This window comes from Streptomyces sp. NPDC040589 (genome assembly GCF_055594445.1).
Map to the genome: position 1 here is coordinate 15,208 of NZ_JBVIWP010000017.1, position 21,966 is coordinate 37,173.

General features: G+C 69.9%; 21 protein-coding genes and 1 pseudogene. 13 read left to right on the forward strand and 9 right to left on the reverse strand.

The genetic code is table 11. The features are described from left to right. Window positions 1-64: 64 nt before the first annotated feature. On the reverse strand, window positions 65-1,264 hold the full coding sequence (locus ACZ58V_RS40565; RefSeq protein ID WP_468198469.1) for an FAD-dependent monooxygenase: 1,200 nt from the start codon (window positions 1,262-1,264) through the stop codon (window positions 65-67). A gap of 147 nt (window positions 1,265-1,411) precedes the next feature. On the opposite strand from ACZ58V_RS40565, the gene ACZ58V_RS40570 reads away from it, so the two are divergent. Beyond that, complete coding sequence (locus tag ACZ58V_RS40570; RefSeq protein WP_468198466.1) at window positions 1,412-2,191, forward strand: IclR family transcriptional regulator; 780 nt, start codon at window positions 1,412-1,414, stop codon at window positions 2,189-2,191. A gap of 4 nt (window positions 2,192-2,195) precedes the next feature. On the opposite strand, the gene ACZ58V_RS40575 is transcribed toward ACZ58V_RS40570, so the two are convergent. Together ACZ58V_RS40575 and ACZ58V_RS40580 are read right to left on the reverse strand one after the other, a co-directional pair. Beyond that, entirely contained in the window at window positions 2,196-2,387 is a 192-nt protein-coding gene (locus ACZ58V_RS40575) for a hypothetical protein (RefSeq protein ID WP_471296332.1), read from the reverse strand. A 143-nt stretch (window positions 2,388-2,530) separates the two neighbouring features. Then, window positions 2,531-4,240, reverse strand: a complete 1,710-nt coding sequence (locus tag ACZ58V_RS40580; protein ID WP_471296335.1) for an MFS transporter — start codon at window positions 4,238-4,240, stop codon at window positions 2,531-2,533. A 344-nt stretch (window positions 4,241-4,584) separates the two neighbouring features. On the opposite strand from ACZ58V_RS40580, the gene ACZ58V_RS40585 reads away from it, so the two are divergent. The 4 genes and pseudogenes from ACZ58V_RS40585 (at window position 4,585) to ACZ58V_RS40600 (ending at window position 8,485) form a co-directional block, all read left to right on the forward strand. After that, the gene (locus tag ACZ58V_RS40585) at window positions 4,585-5,331 is read left to right on the forward strand and encodes an SDR family NAD(P)-dependent oxidoreductase (protein WP_471296338.1); all 747 of its coding nucleotides are present in this window, start codon (window positions 4,585-4,587) and stop codon (window positions 5,329-5,331) included. Window positions 5,332-5,462: 131 nt separating this feature from the next. After that, entirely contained in the window at window positions 5,463-5,936 is a 474-nt protein-coding gene (locus tag ACZ58V_RS40590; RefSeq protein ID WP_468198547.1) for a MarR family winged helix-turn-helix transcriptional regulator, read from the forward strand. Between the two features lie 149 nt (window positions 5,937-6,085). Next, window positions 6,086-7,642: pseudogene (locus ACZ58V_RS40595) on the forward strand (MFS transporter); the annotation flags it as partial. Between the two features lie 54 nt (window positions 7,643-7,696). Beyond that, window positions 7,697-8,485 carry an MSCRAMM family protein gene (locus ACZ58V_RS40600; RefSeq protein WP_468198545.1) on the forward strand — a complete coding sequence of 263 codons (789 nt, stop codon included), beginning with the start codon at window positions 7,697-7,699 and terminating at the stop codon, window positions 8,483-8,485. Here the strand turns inward: ACZ58V_RS40600 and ACZ58V_RS40605 are convergent. Then, window positions 8,438-9,163, reverse strand: coding sequence for a hypothetical protein (locus ACZ58V_RS40605; protein WP_468198458.1), 726 nt, complete (start codon window positions 9,161-9,163; stop codon window positions 8,438-8,440). The two genes, ACZ58V_RS40600 and ACZ58V_RS40605, sit on opposite strands and share 48 nt — an antisense overlap. Before the next feature lie 15 nt (window positions 9,164-9,178). On the opposite strand from ACZ58V_RS40605, the gene ACZ58V_RS40610 reads away from it, so the two are divergent. Then, window positions 9,179-9,361 (forward strand): hypothetical protein, encoded by a 183-nt coding sequence (locus tag ACZ58V_RS40610; RefSeq protein ID WP_468198455.1) that lies wholly within the window; start codon window positions 9,179-9,181, stop codon window positions 9,359-9,361. 43 nt (window positions 9,362-9,404) lie between these two features. Here ACZ58V_RS40610 and ACZ58V_RS40615 read toward each other — a convergent pair whose 3' ends face one another. Continuing rightward, the gene (locus ACZ58V_RS40615) at window positions 9,405-10,322 is read right to left on the reverse strand and encodes a helix-turn-helix transcriptional regulator (protein WP_468198453.1); all 918 of its coding nucleotides are present in this window, start codon (window positions 10,320-10,322) and stop codon (window positions 9,405-9,407) included. Between the two features lie 289 nt (window positions 10,323-10,611). On the opposite strand from ACZ58V_RS40615, the gene ACZ58V_RS40620 reads away from it, so the two are divergent. The 4 genes from ACZ58V_RS40620 to ACZ58V_RS40635 all read left to right on the forward strand — a co-directional run bounded on the left by ACZ58V_RS40620 (window position 10,612) and on the right by ACZ58V_RS40635 (window position 14,507). Continuing rightward, window positions 10,612-11,466: an oxidoreductase gene (locus tag ACZ58V_RS40620; RefSeq protein WP_468198451.1), complete on the forward strand. Its 855-nt coding sequence runs from the start codon at window positions 10,612-10,614 to the stop codon at window positions 11,464-11,466. A gap of 403 nt (window positions 11,467-11,869) precedes the next feature. Beyond that, window positions 11,870-12,814, forward strand: a complete 945-nt coding sequence (locus ACZ58V_RS40625) for an alpha/beta fold hydrolase (protein WP_471296342.1) — start codon at window positions 11,870-11,872, stop codon at window positions 12,812-12,814. 29 nt (window positions 12,815-12,843) lie between these two features. After that, window positions 12,844-13,602 (forward strand): SDR family oxidoreductase, encoded by a 759-nt coding sequence (locus ACZ58V_RS40630; RefSeq protein ID WP_471296345.1) that lies wholly within the window; start codon window positions 12,844-12,846, stop codon window positions 13,600-13,602. A gap of 98 nt (window positions 13,603-13,700) precedes the next feature. After that, entirely contained in the window at window positions 13,701-14,507 is an 807-nt protein-coding gene (locus tag ACZ58V_RS40635) for an SDR family NAD(P)-dependent oxidoreductase (RefSeq protein ID WP_468198444.1), read from the forward strand. 255 nt (window positions 14,508-14,762) lie between these two features. Here the strand turns inward: ACZ58V_RS40635 and ACZ58V_RS40640 are convergent, their stop codons facing one another. Next, window positions 14,763-15,140: a hypothetical protein gene (locus ACZ58V_RS40640; protein ID WP_471296348.1), complete on the reverse strand. Its 378-nt coding sequence runs from the start codon at window positions 15,138-15,140 to the stop codon at window positions 14,763-14,765. A gap of 144 nt (window positions 15,141-15,284) precedes the next feature. Between ACZ58V_RS40640 and ACZ58V_RS40645 the strand changes: the two genes are divergently transcribed. Continuing rightward, the gene (locus tag ACZ58V_RS40645; RefSeq protein ID WP_468198440.1) at window positions 15,285-15,809 is read left to right on the forward strand and encodes a phosphate-starvation-inducible PsiE family protein; all 525 of its coding nucleotides are present in this window, start codon (window positions 15,285-15,287) and stop codon (window positions 15,807-15,809) included. Here ACZ58V_RS40645 and ACZ58V_RS40650 read toward each other — a convergent pair. After that, entirely contained in the window at window positions 15,786-17,960 is a 2,175-nt protein-coding gene (locus tag ACZ58V_RS40650) for an FUSC family protein (RefSeq protein ID WP_471296352.1), read from the reverse strand. The genes ACZ58V_RS40645 and ACZ58V_RS40650 overlap by 24 nt on opposite strands. Window positions 17,961-18,084: 124 nt before the next feature. Beyond that, on the reverse strand, window positions 18,085-19,299 hold the full coding sequence (locus ACZ58V_RS40655) for a hypothetical protein (RefSeq protein WP_471296355.1): 1,215 nt from the start codon (window positions 19,297-19,299) through the stop codon (window positions 18,085-18,087). Window positions 19,300-19,517: 218 nt separating this feature from the next. Between ACZ58V_RS40655 and ACZ58V_RS40660 the strand changes: the two genes are divergently transcribed. Next, window positions 19,518-20,210, forward strand: a complete 693-nt coding sequence (locus ACZ58V_RS40660; protein WP_468198433.1) for a DUF1931 family protein — start codon at window positions 19,518-19,520, stop codon at window positions 20,208-20,210. Between the two features lie 90 nt (window positions 20,211-20,300). Further along, window positions 20,301-21,557 carry a PP2C family protein-serine/threonine phosphatase gene (locus ACZ58V_RS40665; protein WP_471296360.1) on the forward strand — a complete coding sequence of 419 codons (1,257 nt, stop codon included), beginning with the start codon at window positions 20,301-20,303 and terminating at the stop codon, window positions 21,555-21,557. On the opposite strand, the gene ACZ58V_RS40670 is transcribed toward ACZ58V_RS40665, so the two are convergent. Further along, window positions 21,514-21,942, reverse strand: coding sequence for a DUF2267 domain-containing protein (locus ACZ58V_RS40670; protein ID WP_468198428.1), 429 nt, complete (start codon window positions 21,940-21,942; stop codon window positions 21,514-21,516). The two genes, ACZ58V_RS40665 and ACZ58V_RS40670, sit on opposite strands and share 44 nt — an antisense overlap. Between the last annotated feature and the right edge of the window lie 24 nt (window positions 21,943-21,966).

The following is a 21,966-nucleotide window of genomic DNA, read 5'->3' on the forward strand; positions in this document are numbered from 1 at the left end:
AGTTCGACAGGGGAAGGCCGAAACACGTCGACCGGGCCCGGTGGGGCGGAGCGTCGTGGCTGATTCACACCGAGGCCGAGACGGCGACCTCGGGGTCGTACTCGTAGATCCAGCCGTTCGCCCTGAGTGGGTCGGCCCGCGAGTACGCCAGGTCGCGGGCCTGCTGCTCATCCCCGTCCGGAAGGTGGTTGACGTGGGACCTTCCGTGCGACACCTCCTGCAGGCGTGCCGTGCGGCGTCGACGGAGCTCTTCGTAGCGTCCCAGCGCCGCGACCGGATTGTCCGGGTTCTCCGCGAGGCACAGGGCCAGGACGGCGCCGTCCTCGATCGCCTGGGCAGCGCCCTGGGCGAAGAACGGGAACATCGGATGGGCCGCGTCACCCAGCAGGGTCGCGTTGCCGCGGTTCCAGTGGCCGAGGGGCTCGCGGTCGAGCAGCGCCCAGCGTCCCGGCGTGTCGGCCGACCTGATCAGCTCCACCAGACGCGGATCCCAGCCGTCGAACTCGTCGAGCAGTTCCCCGACCGTCGCGGTGGCCGTCCACGACTCGACGCTGTTGGTACCCGCCGGTGCGAAGGCGACGAGGTTGACGTACTCCCCGCCGGAGACCGGGTAGTGCACGAGGTGGTGGTCGGGGCCGATCCAGAGGGTCTGGGCGTGCCGTCTGGCGAATTCGGGTGCCTTGCGCGCCGGTACGAGGGCCCGGAAGGCGCAGATGCCCGACTCCCTGGCCTGAGTCGGCCCGACGATGGCGCCCCGCACGCGTGAGTGGACTCCGTCGGCACCGATGAGGATGTCCGGGCGGACCGTCTCGCCGTCCTCGAACCGCAGAACCGCCTGGTCCCCTTCGAACTCGACCGAGACGCAGCGCCTGCCGAGATGGAGCGAGTGCTCGGGGACAGCCGACCTCAGGGCGGCCAGCAGGTCGGCGCGGTGGGCGGCGTAGGTGTGCTCGCCGTACAGGCGTTTGCACCCGTCCTGAAGGTTCTCCGCGGAGAGCACGGCGCCGTTCTCCCAGCGCCGGAACTCCCAGCCGATCTCCATCTGCACCGCGCGCTCGATGAACCGGTCCAGCACTCCGAGACGCCGGAGCAGGCGAGCGGCGTTGGGGGCGATCACCAGGCCGGCACCGACCTCGGTCAGGGCGGCGGCCTGCTCGTAGACGTCACTGTGGAAGCCCTTGTCGCGGAGGAAGGCCGCGACAGCGAGGCCTCCGATGCCACCGCCGAGGATCGCGATCCTGGGGCCTGCTCCCGTACTCATCATGCTCTTTCACTCCCATGGGCCTCTGGCGAGGTGGTGACTGGCTGCCTTCAAGAGTTCGGCAAAGTACGCGCTGAAAGAACCACTTCATCCATCCAACGAACATGGGAGGTAGTGTGGCCGGGGCCGCACATGATGAAGGAGAGGCCCATGCCTCGTGCGAACGAGCCAGGACGCACCGTCAGCTCCCGACTCTGGGAACTGCTGTTCGCCTTTGATCCCGACAACACCGAGCTGACCCTCGCCGACCTGGTCCGACGCACCGGTATGCCGCACGCCACGGCCAGGCGCTTGACGCTCGAACTCGTGGCGGCCGGCGCGCTGGAACGCGCCAGCGACAACCGCTTCGCGATCGGTCTGCCGCTGTGGCGCCTCGGGACCCTCGCACCGCGCGCCGCGACGCTCCGCAGCGCCGCACAGCCGTTCGTGGAGGACCTGTACACAGCTCTTCGCCAGCATGTGCAGCTGGCCGTCCTCCAGGGCGACCAGGCCGTGATCATCGAGCGGCTGTCGGCGGTCAACGCCGTCGGGCTGACCTCGCAGGTCGGCGGCCTTCTGCCCCTGCACTGCTCAGGTGTCGGCAAGGTGCTGCTGAGCCACAGCAGTCCGGCCTTCATCGACGAGGTGCTGGCGGGAAGGCTGCGACGCTTCACTCCCAAGACGATCGTGGAGCCCGACGAACTCCGTCGCGAACTGGCGTCCTGTCGCTCGACCGGAACGGTGGTCGTCAAGGAAGAGCTGAGCGAGGGGGCCGAGTCGGTCGCGACGCGCATCGTCGACGGCCGTGGCAAAGTCGTCGCGGCCCTCTCCGTCGTAGTGGCCGCGGGCTCGATCAAGCTGCAGGCGGCCGTTCCCTCGCTGGTCGCGAGCGGACTCGGATTGTCCAGGAGTCTCGGCTGGAGGCCGGGCATCCCCATTCGCCCCTCGTGACCTCTCACAGGGGGAGGAAACCGGCTCGTCCTGCCGGCGGCTGCCGCCGGGAGAGCCGCATGTGGCCGCGGCGCCGGCCGTCACGCTGTTCCTCGTCGCCGTTCGTGATCACGACGAGCCACGCGGCCTCCGCCTCGGCGACCGTGGCCGGTATGCGGATGTCGTTCCTGCTCGCCTCCGGGTGTGTCGTGGTCATTGTTCGACTCCTGCCCGCGTGTGTGTCTGTCGATCGTTGTCTCCTGTACGCCGTGGCCCGCCGCAACTGCCGTTCCTGGGAGGAGGCGGAGTCGCGGCGGGCGCTGCCGGCTGTGTCCCGGCGCCGGCGCGTTCGTCGGGCGGTCAGCCGTCGAGGGTGTGGGGGTCGTCGTCGAGATGAGCCTGGCCCACGCCGCCGCGCACGCCGACGAGAACAAGTGCCGCCGCCACGAGAGCAGCCACGCCACCGATCACGTAGGCGAGGGAGTAACTGCTGCTGAGGGCGTCGAAAGCGACGTCCTTGAGCGGGTTGAAGGGCACTACCTGGCCGTCCGGCAGTGTGATGGTGGCCGGCACCGAGTTGGCTCCGAGCGGGCCCGATTCCACGGCGTGCACTGCCGCCTCGAGCTGTGGTCTCTGATCAGCGGGAGCATGGGCCGCGGAGGCCTGGAAGGCCTCGTAGGCGCTCCTCAGTTGAGGATCGCCGGCCAGCTTGCGGGCGATCTCGTCGGCGGCTCGGCTCAGCGCGATGGCGCCGGCGATCGCGGGGCCGAGGGCGAACCCGAGGTCCCGGAACGTGCTCGTGACACCGCTCGCCATACCGGCGAGGTTGTTGGGCAACGTGTTGACCGCGACCGCGGTGATGGAGGCGAAGGCGAGCGCCGAGCCGACGCCGGCGAGGATCAGCGGCCCGACGATGGCGGTCAGAGCCCGACTGCTCGTCGGAACGCCGGCGAACCACAGCCCGCTGGCGCCGATGAGGGTCAGGGCCGTGCAGAGAACCCACCGGGGGTTGTAGCGCTCGAGCAGCTTGGAGGTGAGAGGCAGCAGTACGAAGCCGATGCCTCCGAAGAAGAGGTAGGCGACGGAGCTCTGCAGTGGGCTGAATCCCTGGATGATGGTGAGGCGGATACTGGTGCCGTACATGATCACGAGGAACGCGAACATACCGATCAGCGTGACCACCGAGTTCATGGCGAAGGCCCGGTTCCTGAACACGCTCAGGAGAAGGAGCGGCTCGGCCGCACGGTTCTCCGCGAAGACGAACAGCACGAGAAGGACGGCCGCGACGAGGAACGCGATGACGATCTGTGGTTCCCCCCACCCGCTCTCGGAGCCCTGGATCACGGCGTACATCAGGGCGAACAGGCCGAGCGCGGCCGTGATCTGACCGGGCCAGTCGACGGATCGGCCCTCCGGCGAGGAGGAGTTCTGGGCGAGGGCCAGCGACAGGACCAGGCTCGCAGCGGCGATGACGAGGACACCGACGAACGCCCAGCGCCAGTTCGCGTTCCCGGCCCAGCCGAGTTCGATCTTGGCGGAGAGGCCTGCCAGCAGCGGTCCGAGGAAGCCGCCGACCGAGAGCGCGGTGGCCCAGATCGCCACGCCACGCGCGCGGGTGGCGGTGGTGTGCGTGCCGGCCGCCACCATGGCGAGGCTCGTCGGGAAGATGGCCGCGGCCCCGATGCCACTGAGGACCTGGGCAAGGATCAGCAACGTCACGCGAGTGTCGGTCGAGGATCCCGAGCCGGGCACCAGGACCGCGAGAGCCGAGCCCACGACGATGAGCGCGGCGCCCCCGACGAGCAGGCGCTTACGGCCGAACAGGTCACCGAACACGCCGAAGCCCAGTCCCATCGCGGCGACGGGAAGCATGAAGGCCTCGGTGATCCACGTCAGTTGGGCCGACGACGGTGCGAGGTCCTGCTGGATGAGCCCGTTGATGAGCGAAGGGACGGAGAGGGCTATCTGCGCGAGGCACACGGCGAGAACCACCGCGGCGAGGGTGCCCGGGGCCAGGGTGTATCTGCCACCCTCTCCCTCTGCCGCCTTGGGCGACTCGATCTGAACCATGGACGACTCCTTGGCGCGAAGCGCTGCTGTCGGAACCGGCGTCCGCTGCCGGAACCTGCTGTGGGTGCTTTTGTCGCGGTCATCCCGGCAACGCCGCTGCCGTGCCGCCCCTGGGCCTTGCGGAGCGCCTCCGCGCCGCCGCCCTTCCACCGGACCTGATTCAGGACGCTCGGCGCGCTGGCCGACCGGCTGAGCAGCGTCAAGCTAGGAGTGACCCCCGTCACGCTCAACGGTCATGTTCATTGGATGGACAAGCCGACGCTGATCCGCGGTCTCGAAGCGCACCATCCCTGGAGGACGGCCTTGTCGCGGCCGCCCGGAAGCACCGGAAGGAGCAGTGACTCATGACTGGGAGGCTGACGGGCAGGACCGCCGTCGTGACCGGAGGCAGTACGGGCATCGGGCAGGAGATCGCCCGCAGGCTCGCGGCGGAGGGAGCGGACATCGCGGTCGCGGACATCGATCCGGCCGACGAGACGCGGGGCCTCGTCGCGGAAACCGGTCGGCGGTTCTTCAGCGACAAGGTCGACGTCTCGGACGAGGACGCGGTCCACGACTTCGCCGCCCGGGTCCGACGTGAGCTCGGCGCCGTCGACATCCTGGTGAACAACGCGGCCGTCGTTCTGCTGGCCGATATCGACCACGTGACCTTCGACGAATGGCGTCGCACCTTCGCCGTCAACGTGGACGGCCCCTTCCTGGCCTCCAGGGCGTTCCTGCCGGACCTGAAGGAGTCCGGGTCGGGACGGATCATCAACATCACGTCCGCGAGCTACTGGACTCCGCCACCTCCCTTCGTCTCCTATGTCTCCGCCAAGGGCGCGCTGAACGGATTCACCTCCGTCCTGGCCGCCAATCTCGCCGCTCACGACATCACCGTCAACGGCGTCGCGGCGAGCCTGGTCCGGACGGCCACGGCCGCGGAGAAGTCGAGCGAGTTCTTCTTCGAGCAGACCGTGCGGATGCAGAACATCAAGCGGGTGCAGATGCCCGCCGACGTCTCGGGCGTCGTGGCGTTCCTCGCCTCCGACGACGCCGCGTTCATCACGGGGCAGATCGTCGTCGCGGACGGCGGCAGCACGCGCCGCTGAGGGGGCTCGTCGAAGTGGGGGACCTCTCAGCGGCCTCCTGCCCAGCTCCGATGACGAGCCGCCGACCGTCAGGAGCAATTAGTATTTTGACATAGGTTTCTTTTCATAGGTAACTTGCAGTCGTGACCGGAATCAGTGAGGCTCGTCCGAGCCAGGGCGTCGACCATGTGGCCGCAGGCCTCGTGGCGTGCCTGCCCGCGCTGAACCGGTACGTCAAACAGAGCATCGACCGGCGACTGCCCTACCCCAAGCTCCCCGAGCGGCAGCTGGCCCTGCTCCAGTACGTCGCCGAGCACGACGGCGCGACCGTCCACAAGGCTGCCGACGCACTGCGGATGATGCCGAACAACGTCAGCGCCCTGGTCACCCGCCTCACCGTCGCGGGCCTGCTGGAACGGCACCAGGACGACACCGACAAGCGCGTCGCGCACCTGCGTGTCACCGCCAAGGCGCGTCAACGCATCCGCCAGGCCGAGGACGTCGCGGCGCAACAGCTCGCGGCCGCGCTGCGGACTCTCACGGACGGCGACCGCGACGCCCTCGGCTCGGCGCTCGGCGCCCTTGAGGCTCTCACCCGGCGCCTGCGCGACCACTCCGCCGCCTGACCCTTCGGTCCGGCCCCGTACGCCTCCTGTCCTTGCCGCTGCTGCGGCAGGGCTGGGTGTGCTTCCCCCTTACCGAGCCCTCACACAGCTCGCCCCCACATGTCCACGCGCCCCAGCCGCGCGCCGCACGTCCCGAGGACAGCTCACACATGTCTGTCACCGCTGTTTCCACAGCGCCCACTCCCGTATCCGACCACCACCCCCGCGGCCTTCGCGCCAACCCCTGGCTGACGCTGATCGCCGTCGGGCTCGGCCTGTTCATGGTCGGCCTCGACGGCTCCGTCGTCTCGATCGCCAACGCCGAGATCGCCCGCGACTTGAGCGCCACCACCGCCGAACTGCAGTGGGTCACCAACTCCTACCTGCTCGCCCTAGCCGCCGCCCTCATCCTCGGCGGCAAACTCGGCGACCGCTTCGGGCGCCGCACCCTCTACCTCGTCGGGGTCGTCGGATTCACCGCCGCGTCCGTCGCGATCGGCCTCGCCGGCTCGGTCGAGGGCGTCATCGCCTTCCGGGCCTTGCAGGGCCTCTTCGGCGCGCTGCTCATGCCCAACACCCTGGCCTTGCTGCGTGCGGTGTTCCCGCCGAAGAAGTTCGGCATGGCGGTCGGCATCTGGGCGATGATCTCGTCCGTCGCCACCGCGCTCGGCCCGATCGTCGGCGGACTGCTCGTCCAGCATGTCAACTGGGAGTCCGTCTTCTACATCAACGCCCCCATCGGCGTGATCGCCTTGGTCTTCGGTCTCGTGGTACTGCCGCAGTCCAGGAACGAGGCGGCGGCGAGCGAGAAGTTCGACGTCCCCGGCGTCGTGCTGCTCGCGCTCGGACTGCTCGCCGTCGTCTTCGGAGTCGTCAAGGGCGAGACGTGGGGCTGGACTTCGGCCGGCACGCTCAGCGCGATCGTCGGCGGTGTCCTCGTCCTGGTCCTCTTCGGCTGGTACGAGACCCGCGTCGCGCACCCTCTCCTGCCCATGCGCCTGTTCCGCAACCCGGCCCTGACCATCGGCACCGTCGTCACCGCGCTGAACTTCTTCGTCCTGCTCGGCGCGATCTTCTTCGTGATGCTGTACCTGCAGAACGTGCACGGCTTCACGCCCGTCGAGTCCGGTGTGCGCACCCTGCCGCTCAGTCTCGCCTCCATGCTGGCCTCGCCGCTCGGCGCGAAGCTCACCGAGAGGTTCGGCCCGCGGCTGACCATGCCGCTGGGGATGGTGTTCCAGGCCGGCGCCGCGTTCACGATGCTCGCGTGGAGCGCCGACTCCTCGTACGCCACCATGTGGCCGCCGTTCGTCGCGCTCGGCCTCGGTGTCGGCATCGTGATGGCCGCGTCCTCCGACGCGATCGTCGGGAACGCCCCCGTCAAGGACGGCGGCATCGCGGGTGGCCTCCAGGCCACCTCGCTCCAGGTCGGCGGCGCGCTCGGCACCTCGGTACTCGTCTCCCTCATCAGCAGCCGCGTCGGCTCCACGCTCACGGACTCACTGACCGACGCCGGCGTGCCCCACTCGGCGGCCGCCCGCCTCGCGGAGGCGAAGGACGCGGTCGCGATGGGCGTCGCCCCGGTCTCCGACACGATGCCCCCACAGCTCAGGGCAGCCGTGGTGGAGGGCAGTCACACCGCCTTCATGAATGGCGTCCACACCGCCGTCCTGATCACCGGCTTCCTCGCCCTCGTGGGCGCCGTCCTGGCGGCGTTCGGCCTCCGGGGCCGGAAGGACGGGACCCAGGAGAACACCGAGCACACCGATCACGACGCGAAGGTGCCGGGCCCGGCCCCCGTCCGGTCCTCCGGCGTCGCGGTCAGCGGGCACGTCATCGGCGCCGAGTCGGCACCCGTGCCGCGGGCGGTCATCACCCTGATCTCGCTGGGCGGGCGGCAGGTGGGCCGCATGGCGGCCCACTCGGACGGTGCGTACGCGGTGGACGCGCCGGGCGCGGGAAGCTACGTGCTCATCGGCTCCGCAGAGGGCTACCAGCCGCAGGCGTCCACGGTCGTGGTCGGCGACGAACCGGTCTCGTACGACATCCTGCTCTCCGGCACCAGCGGCCTGGTCGGCACGGTCAGGTCGGCCGATGACAGGACGCCGGTCGCCGGCGCCATGGTGGTCGCGGCCGACGTGCGCGGCGATGTGCTCGCCGCCGGGCCGACCGATGCGGACGGCACCTTCGGCTTCGCCGAGCTGGTGCCCGGCCAGCTGACCCTCGCGGTGACCGCGGCCGGCTACCGGCCGGTCGCCCTGCCCCTCGAGATCGCCGCGCAGGGCGTCACCAGGACCGAGCTCGAACTCTCCCCCGGCCTGCGCGCACGGGGCATGGTCCAAGCCGCGGGCCGGCCGCTGAACGACGCGCGGGTCACGCTCATCGACACGGCCGGCAACGTGGTGGCCACCGTGACCACCGGCGAGGACGGCGGCTATGCCTTCGCCGACCTGGACGGCGGCGAGTACACGGTCACGGCGGCCGGCTACCCGCCGAAGGCCACCCACCTGACCGTGCACGGCTCAGGTGTGGAAAGCCACGACATCGAGCTCTCCCACCCGGGCGAGTGACACTCGCCGGGCCGGACACGGCCTTCCGTTCTGGGCGTGTCCGGCCCGGCGGTGAAGAACCCTGGACCCGGTGAAGCCCGGACAGGTGGCGGCGGCCTGCCACACAATCGTGCGCAGGATGGTGGTCTCCTGCTCCACGCCGGCCGCGGCCTCCAACGCCGGCGCCAGGAGCGCACCGAACTCCTCACCTGCCCGCGCGAAGCCGACCGGGTCGGGCGCATCGCCGAGGACGAAAAGCACCTTCTCCGACAGCCGCCGCATCGCGGCGGTGTCCGCTTCCGGGACGCCCAGCATGAGGACCAGGCCGCCGGCCATGGAGCCGAGGGTGCCGCCGTCCTTGAGCGAGTGCGAGTAGCGGACCGGCGTGAGCAGCAGGGCGACGCCGTACAGCGTGCCGCACACCACGGCCCACAGCGGCCTGCGGTGCCGTGCGGCGGTGAAGAGCAGGAACAGCATGATCCCGATCTCGCCCGGGCCGAACAGGGCCTGCGGCCCGGCGAGCAGCGTGCCCACCGAGTAGCAGGGATAACAACGCCGGTACGGCGGTGCGCAGTTGGTGGGTGAGCCAGGCGGGGTGCCGCTCAGCCGGCCACAGGACGGCGACGAGTCCGACCAGGAGCAGTACACCGTCGTCCGAACGTTCTCGTCAGCGTTGGCCACGTTCACGACGTCGGTCACCGCCGCCTGCCACGGATGGGCGGCGAGGGCGCCCAGAGGATGGGCCTGGCGCCGTTCAACATCCGCGCCGCGGCGGGCGCCGAACGGGTCGTACTCGTGGCACGCGGCACCCTCGGCGAGGACTCGACCCGCAAGGCGGCTCTGATCTGTACCAGCCCCACCTGGACCAAGTCGGTCGCCACGCGGGGGCGACGCTGAGCCGGCTATGAGGGGGAGCTGGCGGCGGGACGCCGGGCCGGGGCTACGCGTGGCGGGGATCTTGTTCGTCCGCCCCGTCCCGTTGCGGCTGGGCAGTGTCCTTGCCTGCGGTGGCGGGGCGGGGGGTGGACTGGGCGTACCAGCTGGCGAGGATGCGCAGTTTTTCGAGGTCGTCGTCCGTTTTGCCGGCGTAGACGAAGAGGATCTGGTCGGGGTCGCCCGGCAGGGAGAGGGCTTCGTAGGTGATGTCGAGGCGGCCGACGACGGGATGATTGAACCGTTTGCTGCCCCAGGTGCGTTCGACCACGGTCCGCTCGGCCCACCAGGTGCGGAACTCGGGGGATGCGGAGCGCAGTTCGGCGACGAATTCGGCGATCTGCGGGTCGTGCGGGTTGCGGCCGGCCTCGGCGCGCAGCACGCCGACGACCTCGGAGGTGACCTGCGCCCAGTCGAGGTACAGGGAGCGTGCGGCGGGGTCGAGGAGCATCCAGCGCAGCAGGTTGCGTTCGCCTGCCGGGCGGTGGTTGAACGGGGTGAGCAGTGCGTCGAGGAGGTCGTTGGAGGCCAGGACCTCGTTGCGGCGCCCGAGGACGAAGGCGGGCTGGTCGTGCAGGCCGTGCAGCATGCGCAGCAGATCAGGCCGCACCTGCTGGGGCGGTGCCGGCTTGGCGCTGCGGCGGGGCTGGGGGCGCAGCAGGTCCCGCAGGTACTGGGTCTCGGCCTGGGTCAGTCGCAGGGCCTCGGCGATGGAGAGGATGACGCCTTCGGACGCGCTGGTGAGCCGTCCCTGCTCCAGGCGGGTGTAGTAGTCCACGCTGACCCCGGCGAGCTGCGCGACCTCTTCGCGGCGCAGGCCGGGTACCCGCCGGCCGGGGTAGTTCGCCAGGTTGACCTGGGAGGGGCGGACCGCGTCGCGCCGGGCGCGCAGGAACTTCTTGATCTCCTCGGCATTGTTCGCCATGCCTGCCAGTGTTCCCCGGCTCGTGGCGGGGATCCACTGGCCTGGGGGGGGGAAGGTCTTTCCCCGGCAGCAATGGCCCCCGTCCGCGGCTTGGTTTGCCGCGTTACGGCGTGCATCAATGGCTGGGCGGCCATCGCAGCGACCTCGAGGAGGTCCGCGGCCCGCCTGCCGTGTGCGTGGCACAGGCCGGGGCGGGTGCCGCTTTTCCCCCGTACACAGCGCCCCCTTCGCCGTCACCCGTGGTGATCGCCGTGGGAGGGGTGCGCCCGTTCCGAGGAAGATCCGCATCGTGACTGTTCAGCAGAAGGTCTGGTTCATCACCGGCTGCTCGACCGGCTTCGGCCGCGCTCTGGCCCAGGAGGTCCTCGCCGCCGGCCACAAGGCGGTCGTCACCGCCCGCAACGTCGCTCAGGTCAAGGATCTCGTCGAGGGCAACGACCAGGCGCTCGCCCTGCCCCTCGACGTCACCGACGCCGCGCAGGTCAGGGAGGCCGTCGGCGCTGCCGAGAAGCACTTCGGCGGCATTGATGTGCTGGTCAACAACGCCGGCATCGGCTACTTCGCCGCCGTCGAGGAGAGCACCGACGAAGAGATCCGCCGGATCTTCGACATCAACGTCTTCGGCCTGTCCGACGTCATCCGCGCCGTCCTGCCGGGCATGCGCGCACGCCGCTCGGGAACGATCGTGAACTTCTCCTCCATCGGAGGACTGCGCGCCTTCCCGGCCGTCGGCTACTACGCCGCCACCAAGTTCGCCGTCGAGGGCCTGACCGACGCCCTGCGCCAGGAGGTCGCCCCGCTGGGCATCACCACGCTGCTCGTCGAGCCCGGCCCCTTCCGCACCGACTGGGCCGGCCGTTCCGCCAACGAGACGCTGCCCGAGCGGGAGATCGCCGACTACGCCGACACGGTCGGCGCGGCGCGTGCGGCGTTCCGCGCGGACACCGGCAAGGAGCCCGGCGACCCCCACGGCGCCGCCCGGGCGATCATCACTGCCCTCTCCGCCGACGCCCACCCGCAGCGCCTGCCGCTGGGTGCCCCGGCGTACAGCATGGCGATCGAGCAGCTGGAGTCGATGCTCGCCGAGATCCGGGCGAACGAGGCGCTGACGAAGTCGGCCGACTTCGACGCCCCCGCCGCCTGACCCTGTTCTGGAGGGCCGGCCGGTGACGGCCTCGCCTGGCCCGTCACCGGCCGGCCACCTCAGGCAGCCCGCTGCGACACCCGCACCCCGCACGAAGCCGACCCGTCGATCACGCACCCCACCCCGACCACGAGAACCGACATGCCGCGGCCCGCACGGTGGCCACCGCCTGGCAGCAGCCAGGACCCTCAGCGTCTTCTCCAGCACTTCCCGCCCTCGCACACGGCAGTGAAGGAGATGGAGGCAATGCTCACCGCTTTCCCCGCCGATGCGGCGCTCACGGCGTGTCCTCGCATCGTGGTTACGGCCTGACCTGACCACCCACCTCAGCGGACAACGGCCCGCGGCCGACGGCCCCGCAGCAGGCCTTCCGCCGCCCGCACCCCATGAAAGGCACTCCAGGATGAACGCGCACTCCGCAGCGGCCACCGGCACCGACCACGGCAGTGTCCAGATCAGCCACGGCCGTGCCTGGATCGACCAGGACGCCGGTGTCCGCATCGGCTACACCCTCGCCGAACCGTCCCCTCTGCCCGAGGCCGAGGCGTCGAAGACGGTGCTGCTCATCCACGGCGCCCCGCAGACCCGGCATGCCTGGCGCAAGGTGCTCGCCCCGCTCGCACAGGCCGGCTACCGCGTCGTCGCTCCCGACTACCGCGGCGCCGGCGCCTCGACCAAGCCCCGCGACGGCTACGACAAGTGGACCATGGCCGCTGACCTGCACGCCCTCATTCACGACCACCTCGGCATCCCGGGGCCCGTCTCCGTGGTCGGCCACGACCTCGGCTCGATGCTGGCGTTCGGCTACGCCCTGCGCTACCGCGACGACGTCGTCAGCCTCACCACCATGGAGGCCCCGCTGCCCGGCACGGACTACTACGAGCAGCGCAAGGTCGCCAAGAGCGCCTGGCACTTCGACTTCCACGCCAATCCCGACATCGCCGTCCACCTCACCCACGGCCGGGAACGCTGGTACATCACACGGTTCTTCGACGACCTGACCTACCAGCCCGACGCCATCACAGACGCCGATGTGGACGTCTACGCCCGCGCCTTCCAGGCCCCCGGCGCGATGCGCGCCCTGTGCGAGATCTACCGGGAACTCGACCACGACGCCCAGATCCACCGTGACGCCATCGCCTCCGACGGCAAGCTCACCGTCCCCGTGCTCGCCTCCGGCGGCGCCACCCAGACACTGGCCGCCAACTACCGGGCCATGTGCGAGGAGATCGCCGACCACGTCACCGGCCACCTCGTCGAGCAGGCCGGCCACTGGGTGCCCGAGGAGAACCCGGGAGAGTTCGTGCGCATGTTCCTCGACTTCGACACCCGCGCACGCACCGCCTGAGCACCGCTCACACCAAGGAGAGAGCCACCATGGCAGACAGCCACGGCACCCACCTTCAGGGCCGCGTCAGCGTCATCACCGGTGCGTCCTCCGGCATCGGCGCGGCCAGCGCCCGGGCCCTGGCCGCGCGTGGCGCCCGTGTCGTCCTCGCCGCCCGCAACGCCGACAGGCTCAACACCCTGGTCACCGAGATCCGCGACGCCGGCGGCACCGCGACCGCCCGCGTCACCGACGTCACCCGCCTGGACGACGTCGAGGGCCTGATCGAGTTCGCGGCAAGCGAGTACGGTCCCGTCGACCACCTGGTCAACAACGCCGGTCTGATGCTCTTCTCCAAGTGGTCCGACCGTGCCGTCGACGACTGGGACAAGATGATCGACACCAACCTCCGCGGCTACCTGCACGCCATCAGCGCCGTCCTGCCCGGCATGATCGCCCGTCGGTCCGGCCACATCCTCAACCTCAGTTCGGTGGCCGGCATCCGCGTCGGGGACGCCAGGCGCGTCTACAGCGCCACCAAGTTCTTCATCCGCGGTATCACCGACAGCCTCCGCCAGGAAGTCGGCATCACCCACGGCATCCAGGTCTCCATGATCAGCCCCGGCGTCATCGACACCGGCTGGGCCGACAAGGTCTCCAACACGGAGGGCAAGCAGATCGCCCAGAACCTCAACCAGGCTGCCATCCACCCCGACCGGGTGGCCGACGCCGTCGTTCACGCCCTCGACCAGCCCTCCGACGTCACCGTCAACGACATCGTCATCCACCCCACCCGCCAGGAGTGGTGAACCCACCCCCAGCCCCGGAGCCGGCCCGCGCCGACCCCACGGCGGTCGGCCACCGGCAGCACCGAACGGCCAACCCCACACGGAACGGAGCACGTCTCATGAGCAGCACCGCCTCCTCCCACCGCCCGCTCGCCCTGGTGACCGGGGCCTCCGCGGGCATCGGCTACGAACTCGCGAAGCTGTTCGCCATCAACGGATTCGACCTGATCGCCACCGGCCGCAGCGAGCACACCGACCAGGCGGCGGCCGACCTCGCGCGGCACGGCGTCCACGTCACACCCGTACGCGCCGACCTCTCCCGGAGCGAGGGCGTCGAGACGGTGTGGCGGGCGGTGCAGGAGATCGGCCGACCGCTCGACGCCGCGGTCCTCAACGCCGGCCGCAGCATCGGCGGCGCCTTCCTCGACACCGACCTCGACGACGAACTCTCCCTGATCCAGCTGAACGTGGCCTCCGTCGTCCACCTGGCCAAGCACGTCGCCCGGCACATGGCCGGCAACGGCCGCGGCCGCATCCTGATCACCTCGTCGCTGTCGGCGACTCTGCCCACCCCCTACGAGACGGTGTACGGGCCCTCCCGCGCCTTCACCCGCATGTTCGCCCTCGGGCTGCGCGAGGAACTCAAGGAACACGGCGTCACCGTCACCTGTCTCATGCCCGGCGCCACCGACAGCGACTTCCACGCCCGCGCCGGCATGAACAACACCGCCTTCGGCCCCGGCGCGAAGAAGAACAGCCGCAAGGAAGTCGCCCGCCAGGGCTTCCTCGCCCTGATGAACGGACGCGCCGAGGTCGTCGGCGGCGACGCCGCCACCAAGCGCACCGCCATCGAACACCGCTTCCTGCCCGAGACCTACAAGGCCGCCCGCCACGCCACCAAGGCCAAACCCCGCCCTGAGCACTAGTAGTGCTTCCCTAGGTTTTGGCTCTGGTTCTGTTGCTGGTGAAAGGTCGGCCGCAGGTGGTGCAGGTGCCGGTCCAGCTCCTCAGTAGATCCTGAAGGACGTCGAGGACCTGGTAGAGGGTCAGGTCGGCATCCGGGCCTTGGGGTCGAACCGCCTGAAGGTGAGGAATGCCCCGGCGGCGGTGAAGGCTCGAAGAGCCGGCATCGAGGACCAGTATGTGACCATCACGGCTCTCGTGGGAGCGGTCAGCACTCATCACGCACCTCCAGTGCACCTGCGGCCTCCGGCACCGCCACGGAGTGCGACCCTGTGCTCAGGGTCGGCCTCGGTGCGGACCGGGTTGTGCTCCGCCCGGCCCGGCAGGTCGGTGAGGAAGACGCCGATGTCCCAGTCGCCGTCCTCCAGGCGGGCGCCGACGTTTCGGCCACGTCGGACACGTCGACCTGTTCGTTCGCCGCCAGGGGCGCCGTCGGTGTCCGTCTGCCAGCGGATGATGCCCCTGGCGGTGCGGTGGCGCGGTTCCTCCGGCAGGCCGCAGGCGAGGTCCCGGGCCGAATCGGAGGGCAGACCCCGGGTCGGCGCCAGGACGGGCCGCAGGTTCCTGCCGTTCGTGTCCGCGTCGGGCTGCCTCATAACCCTTGTCCTGCCGCCTGGTAGGCCTCGGTGATGTCGCGCCTCGCCGCTTCCCCCAGGCTGCCACCACAGGGCGGCATCCGCGCGTGCACCCGTTCGGCAGCACGCCGCGCCTGCGGGCCGGGGCACCCCTAGCATGCGAATGTGCGACCCATTCTCCCGAAGATCGAGGGCGGCCGGGTACAGGGCCTCCTACAGCTCATCGAGGACGGCATCCACCTCGTCGTCGCGGCGCTCCTCGTACTGCTCGCGGGGATCCTGACCGTCGGGGTCGTCCATGACGTCATCAGGTCGATCCAGGGGCCGTACCGCGAGGAGACGGTCGTTCTCTCCGCCCTGGACAGCGGCCTGGTGCTGTTCATCGTGGCCGAGCTGCTCCACACCGTCCGCCTCACCATCAGGAACCGGACACTCGACGCGGAGCCGTTCCTCGTCGTCGGCCTGATTGCCGGCATCCGCAAAGTGCTCATCGTGACGGCCGAGGCGGAGAAGTCCTTCCGGTGGAACGTCGAGGGGATCGAACTGCTCATCCTGGCGGGGCTGATCCTCGTGATGGCGACAGCGGTGTACGTGTGGCGGCGCTCGACACGGCCGGGAGACTACTTCCCGCTCCAGGAGTCGCGGCGCTCCCCGTCGCCGGAGCCGTCACCCAGCCCGGTGCGCGGGTGATGATCCGTCACCTTCCGCAGCCACGGCCGCCCGCACCCGTTGCTCCTCGCGAGCAGAGCCGACGTCCCGTTCCAGGGGGGTGCGGCTTACGGCTGTCGCAAGGTTGTCCAAGGCCCGCTTCTGCAGTTCCGCCCCGCGCCGCAGCACCGGGCTCCGGTCCCCGGCGGCGCCCTCCCACGCGTGGAGCGCCTCCTCCACGCGCCCCCAGTCCGGATTCCTGTGCTCGCGCACGTCGACTGCCGCCCGCGCGGTGTCCGCCTCCAGGGCCTCGGCGAACCGCTCCGCCTCGGGGGCGAAACGACTATCGGCCCGCGGGACGTGGCTCTCCATGAGCATCGCCGCCCGGTCGAACCCCTGGAGCGCCTCCTGCGCATCCTCCGCCTCGCGCGACGTCAGACCCCTGGGGCGGACCGGTTCCTGCCTTGCCTGGTCGTAAGCCTCCTGCCAGGCCGCACGTGCCTCCCTGCTCGCCAGCAGGGCCCTGCGCATGTCGGCGCGACGCTCCCGGGTCGGTTCGGCGTAGCCGCGGAGCACTGCGGCCGCGTAGCGGCCGTTGGCGGCGAGCCAGTCCGCGAGCCGACCCGGCAGCCGGGGGGTCTCCCATGCGGGGAACACCACGTACGCCAGCATTGCCAAGGCCCCGCCGAGCAGGGTGAGCACCACCCGCTCCGGGACCGTCTGCTCCCATGCGTGGCCGCCCATGCCGAGCAGGAAGACGACGTACGCGGCAGTGAAGCACTGGGAGTAGGCGTAGCCGGTACGGAGCAGCGTGTACGACAGGGCCGCCGAGACCACCGCCAGCGCGCCGAACACATGGGCGTCCGGGCCCAGAGCCCGCACCATCCCGGTGGCGAGCGCGACCCCCGCCAGGGTCCCGGCGAGACGGCCCACCGCACGCGCGTACGTCCGGTGGAAGTCCGGCCGCATCACCATCACCGAGGCGATGGGCGCCCAGTAGCCGTGTTCCAGGGGTAGCCGGGAAGCGATCAGATAGCCGAGCGTGGCCACCGCCGCCAGGCGGACGGCGTGCCGGAACACGGGCGAGTCCCGGCGGAGCTCACGGCGGACCGCCCGGACGACGACCGGGAGCAGCCTGAACATGGTCGGGCGTACCAGGAACTGGGCGCTCGCGGGGTCGGGCGCCGTAGGCGCCTTGTCGCGCGCGCCGCCGCTCCCGGCGATTTCCAACGCCTCGGCGAGCAGTTCCACGAGCCGTTCGGCGGCCTGCCGGGCGGGCCCCTCCAACACCTCGCCCTCCTCGTCGACACGCAGGACGTCCGCGCTCCGGGGCGGCACCTCGGCGGGAGTGCCGCGGCGGATCGAACGGGCGGCCGCGTCCAGGACGTCGGCGGCCGCGTCGAGCAACTCCCGTGCGCGGTCCCGCCCGGATCCCTCCGCCGGGGCGCCGACGTCCGGGTCGGCGAGCGCGGCGACGACCGGCAGAATGCGCTCGGCGAGGCCCCGGGGGCCGTGGAGGACGGGGGGACGGGTGCGGGCCTGTGATGGCGTCACGGCAGCCGCGTCCCGGGCCGTCATCAGTGGCTCCGGGTCGAACGGCGCGGTCGGGTCGTGCCGCAGCCGGCGGGCGTAGTCCGCTACGGCGGCCAGCGCGTCGGCGAGCGCGTCACGATGCGCCCCCCAACGGCGGATCGGGAACAGCAAGATCAGTACGGCCTGCGCCATGCCTCCGAGCGCGATGACCCCGGCGTGTTCCAAGGCTCGTCCGACGCTCGTGGGCAGGGTGATGGTCACCAGCATGCTGCCGACCGTCGTCGCTGCGACGATCCCAGCGGTCGATCCGAGGGCCCACGCCATCCCCGCGGCAAAGGCCCATACGGCCAGCAGCGGGAGGAACGTCACGAGTCGCCCCGCCGCCAGGTAGCCCACGAAGGTGCTGAGCGCCAGACCCGCGCCCGCGCCGAGCGCGATCACCTTGCGCGGACGCCAGGTGCGCTGGAAGGTGGCCGCACCCGCGGAGTAGGCACCGAGGGCGGCGGACGCGGCGTACGCAGGGGAGACCAGCCACAGCGCCGGCCCGATGACGAGCGCCACCCCAGCAGCCGTACGCAGCGCGAGCAGGGGCTCCAGCCGCGCCTCCTCGATCGTGAGCCCGGATCGCACGACCTCCCCGAAGGTCCGCAGCCACCTCACCCATGTGAGCCTAGCCGGAACGCCCTGCCTGGGCGCGTCGGCCGCGCCGCCGCCTCCTGACGGCACCGCGCCCGGACGCGCGGCCCCGGGCCGACGTCGCGCTGCCGGTTGTGCCGGTATCGGTTCACTTCGAGGGCTGGTCACCGTGGTCGTCTTGGAGCGTGTGACGACGTTCCTGTTCGCGCTTGGAGTAGGCGGCCGCCCGGATCGCATCGTCGCTCTCGAAGCCTGATCCCAGCGCGCCGCCCACGGTGGCGACCGAAGCGACGAACCAGGCCAGCGTCAAGTACTCCGTGGCGTGCAGCGGGGTTCGCGTCATGGAAGCGAACACTTGGTCGTTGAGGATGAACAGCGCCCACACCAAGTTGATGACCATCAAACCCACGTAGCAGACGAGCACCCCGATACCCACAGTCACGACCGTCGAGGCGTTGTAGAGCCTGGCCCTCTGCCTCGCCTCCGGTGAGCCTTCTGTTGATCGATGCCACAGCTCCCCGTCTACGATCAGCCAGCCGATCATGAGCCCGACGGACCCGACCATGGCGATCACGAGGCGTGGCGCGCTCAGGGCCTCAGCGAGGCTCCAGGTGGTGGAGTCCAGGGTGGCGATGGCCCCTGTGGCGAGTGCGGCCGCCAGGGCTTTCGACAAACCCGTCACCAACCGCCACGGCCGGTTGGCGCGGACCATACCGAAGAGCACTCGCAGGTAACCGCGCGGCCCGCCGACGACGTACCGAAGATCGTCGGTCTCCTTCTCACCGATCGGGCCCGGATGAATAGGCGCGAGACGATTGACGAAGGGCCCCAGAAGCGGCTGACTTCGCGGAGGTCCTACAGCCCCAGCGGTTTGCGGGCCCGCCAAGTCAAGCACGGCTTCTTCGACGGCCCGCCGGGCCCTCGTCTGCAGCCGCAGGCCCCCCAGTGAAGGAAGAGAGAGCAGCGCCAAGCCGTGTTCGTGATTCAGATTCACAGCGAGCCTGCGTCCGTGTACGTGCAGCGGAAGGTCGGTGAGGGCCACGACGACGTCCCAGTTCTCCGCACTCCCACGGTCCATGATCCGGCGCATCAAGGTGGGCGGGTCCTCCGTCCCCGAGGTGAAGGGCTCACTGACCACCTCGACGTCGAACCGTCGCCCCTGGCCCGACTTGTCGGCGAGCCGAGCAGAGAGCGTCCGGGCCATGCGCTGCGCGATCTCCGTCGGCGCGTCCGGATCCGCCAGGAGAGCCACGACCGTAACGCCCTGAGACGACACCCGCATGAGTGGACCCTCCTCGTCGGCTGCCCCGCGATCCCAAGTGCCCACAGACGCCACCGAGGTAACGTCCACGCCGCGTGACACGCCGGCCTCCGCCAGCAGGTGCGGGCGGTACGGCCGGATCTCCTCGTCTCTCCAGCACAGAGCCTGCTCCCAAGCACAGAGCCTGCTCCCACCACCGGGCCACGATCGCGTCCGCCACCGCGAAGACCCGCTCAGGCGTCATCCCGGCACGCACCACACGCCGCGCCACCGACCATCCCGCTTTCCGTGTCCGGCCCGGGAGCCGGCTGGTGGGCGGGATGGGCCGCGTCAACCGGCCCTGGCTGCTGCTCACCGGCTCTCCCGAGCGCTCATTGGCCCTGCCGTCGGTCCGCACGCCCGTCCGACAACCCGGGCAGTCGGGCGCATGGGCCTGGCAGGGCAATACAGGGAGGCTAATTGGGCCCGACATGCGCATGTGTTCACGCGCCCCCGTCGGCCAGGCTGACTGGGAAGCCCAGGGGCCGGGAGCCACCCGGCTCCCGCAGCCGGAGGTAGCCGTCATGACCGTGATGTCCATCGCCAGATTCGAGAGGTTCTTTCGCGCGGCCGCAGGGCTGAACGTCGACAAGAACGATCTCAAGCGCTACAGCGACTTCGTCGACGCCAAGCTCTACGATCTGCTGACCGTCGCCCAGGCCACTGCCAAAGCCAACAGGCGCGACATCATCCGGACCTGTGACCTACCGATCACGAAAGGCCTGCAGGAGAGCATTCACCACTTCCGGAAGATCGACCAGGAAGTAGAACTCAAGCCGATCCTGGAACAGCTCGCCACCCATCCCGCTCTGGACCGCACGCCCGATGAGGAGACCGAGGCGGCCTATCCGGACATCATCGGCGGACTCAGCCTGGCCCTTGCCCAGAGCTTCAAGATTCTCCACCCCGACCTGAAAAACCCCCAGACCCAGCACTGGGACGAGGCTCGAGCCGTCTTCGACCTCCTGCTGTGAGCCGGCCGAGCCCTCCAGGCTGATCGGCCCACAGTTCGACTGTCGGAGAGCTCATCGTGACGGCTCGTCCTCGAAAGGATCATCGAAGGCATGGACAGGAACATGTCCGTCGGGTCCGGGGAGCGGCTGCTGGATGAACTGGTCAGGGCGGCCCATCTGGCATCACCTGCGGAACTGCCCGTGGTCCTGAACCGGTATACCGAGGCCATGGGCCTGGGCAGGGCCGTTGTCTATCTGGTCGACATTCAGCAAAGACTGCTGGTGCCGTTCGTCGAAGGCGAGCCGGAACTGGAGCTCGACACTTCGCTGGCCGGATGGGCCTACCGCACCGACTCTCTCCGAGTGGAGGAAACCCCCTCCGGAGGGCTGAAGGTGTGGTTGCCCCTGGCCGACGGGGCGGAGCGGCTGGGCGTCGTTGAGCTGAACATGAGCACCCTGGACGGGCTCAAGCTACGGCGCTGCCGAACGGCGGCGCTGCTCCTCGCACTGATCATCACGTCCAAGCGCACCTACAGCGACACCATCGCGCAGCGCATGCGTACCAGGCCGATGCACCTGCCCACGGAGATGGTGAGGGCTTTTCTCCCTCCCCGGTCGATCGGCACCGGACGGGTCGTGTCGACAGCGGTTCTGGAGCCTGCGTACGAACTGGGCGGCGATGCTTTCGACCATGCGTTCACCGAGGACGTTCTGCACGCCACAGTCCTTGACGGCATGGGGCACAACCTGGCGTCCGGACTTGCCACTTCTGTCGCCATGGCAGGCTGCCGTAACGCCCGGCGCAGCGGGGCAGACCTGAACGAACTCGTGGGCACCATGGACGAGGCGTTGGCGAAGTGGCTTCCGGAGCAGTTCTGCACGGGTGTCTTCACCCAGTTGCACATGCCGACCGGTGTCCTGCGCTGGTGCAACTGCGGCCACCCGCCTCCGTTGCTCATCCGTCGCCATCGCCTGCTCCACAAGGCCTTGGAGCGGCCACCTGAGCCTCCTCTGGGTCTGCCCGCCAGCCTCGCCGGGACCGCCCGTGAGGTGCACGACGTCAGCCTCGAACCCGGTGACCGCATACTGCTCTACTCAGACGGGGTCGTGGAATCGCGCGACGAGGCAGGCGAAGAGTTCGGCCTGGAGCGCTTCACCGACTACGTCATCCGGTCGACCGCAGCAGGGCAGAGCGCCCCAGAAGTGCTGCGCCTGCTCATCCATGCCATCCTCGAGCATCAGCACAACGAACTCAGCGACGACGCCACGATCTTGATGTTCGAGTGGCAGTCCCCTTCCGCACTCATGGCCTCCTCCACCGGGGTCACGGCAGAAGCGCGGCAAACGAGTTCGGCACCCGGGATTTGAGGTGCTCCCATTCGCCGGCGCTCACATGGCGCTCCAGAGTTTTCAGTACGGTGCGCACCAGCTTCTCGCTGCCGCCCTCGACCGCGTAGGGGAATTCGCTCCGGACCCGTGCGAAGAACTCCTCGTTGCTCATCTTCACGGGCGTCTCGGCCGGTTTCCAGCCGTCGTAGTAGATGCCCCTGACGAGGGTCGGCAGCTGAGCGCCGAACTGTACGGCCGTCTCGACCGGGAGACGATCCCGGAGCGGGTGCAGCACGGCTCGCAGTGCCGCGTACGACTGCTTACGCCGTTCTTTGGGCCATGCGAAGGCCTCCTCGACGTCTTTGAGGAGCCGATTGGCCTTGTCCACCATGGTGTCGAACGAGGAGAAACCTGTATCAACCATTTTCGTGGGCCTTTCGTTCTGGGC

Coding starts and splice junctions, on each gene's coding strand:
- ACZ58V_RS40580 (WP_471296335.1), bottom strand. CDS start 4,240: ATGGTTCAGATCGAGTCGCCCAAGGCGGCAGAGGGAGAGGGTGGCAGA.
- ACZ58V_RS40575 (WP_471296332.1), bottom strand. CDS start 2,387: ATGACCACGACACACCCGGAGGCGAGCAGGAACGACATCCGCATACCG.
- ACZ58V_RS40670 (WP_468198428.1), bottom strand. CDS start 21,942: ATGGTTGATACAGGTTTCTCCTCGTTCGACACCATGGTGGACAAGGCC.
- ACZ58V_RS40585 (WP_471296338.1), top strand. CDS start 4,585: ATGACTGGGAGGCTGACGGGCAGGACCGCCGTCGTGACCGGAGGCAGT.
- ACZ58V_RS40565 (WP_468198469.1), bottom strand. CDS start 1,264: ATGATGAGTACGGGAGCAGGCCCCAGGATCGCGATCCTCGGCGGTGGC.
- ACZ58V_RS40610 (WP_468198455.1), top strand. CDS start 9,179: ATGGGCGGCGAGGGCGCCCAGAGGATGGGCCTGGCGCCGTTCAACATC.
- ACZ58V_RS40625 (WP_471296342.1), top strand. CDS start 11,870: ATGAACGCGCACTCCGCAGCGGCCACCGGCACCGACCACGGCAGTGTC.
- ACZ58V_RS40640 (WP_471296348.1), bottom strand. CDS start 15,140: ATGAGGCAGCCCGACGCGGACACGAACGGCAGGAACCTGCGGCCCGTC.
- ACZ58V_RS40660 (WP_468198433.1), top strand. CDS start 19,518: ATGGGCCGCGTCAACCGGCCCTGGCTGCTGCTCACCGGCTCTCCCGAG.
- ACZ58V_RS40615 (WP_468198453.1), bottom strand. CDS start 10,322: ATGGCGAACAATGCCGAGGAGATCAAGAAGTTCCTGCGCGCCCGGCGC.
- ACZ58V_RS40570 (WP_468198466.1), top strand. CDS start 1,412: ATGCCTCGTGCGAACGAGCCAGGACGCACCGTCAGCTCCCGACTCTGG.
- ACZ58V_RS40630 (WP_471296345.1), top strand. CDS start 12,844: ATGGCAGACAGCCACGGCACCCACCTTCAGGGCCGCGTCAGCGTCATC.
- ACZ58V_RS40665 (WP_471296360.1), top strand. CDS start 20,301: ATGGACAGGAACATGTCCGTCGGGTCCGGGGAGCGGCTGCTGGATGAA.
- ACZ58V_RS40635 (WP_468198444.1), top strand. CDS start 13,701: ATGAGCAGCACCGCCTCCTCCCACCGCCCGCTCGCCCTGGTGACCGGG.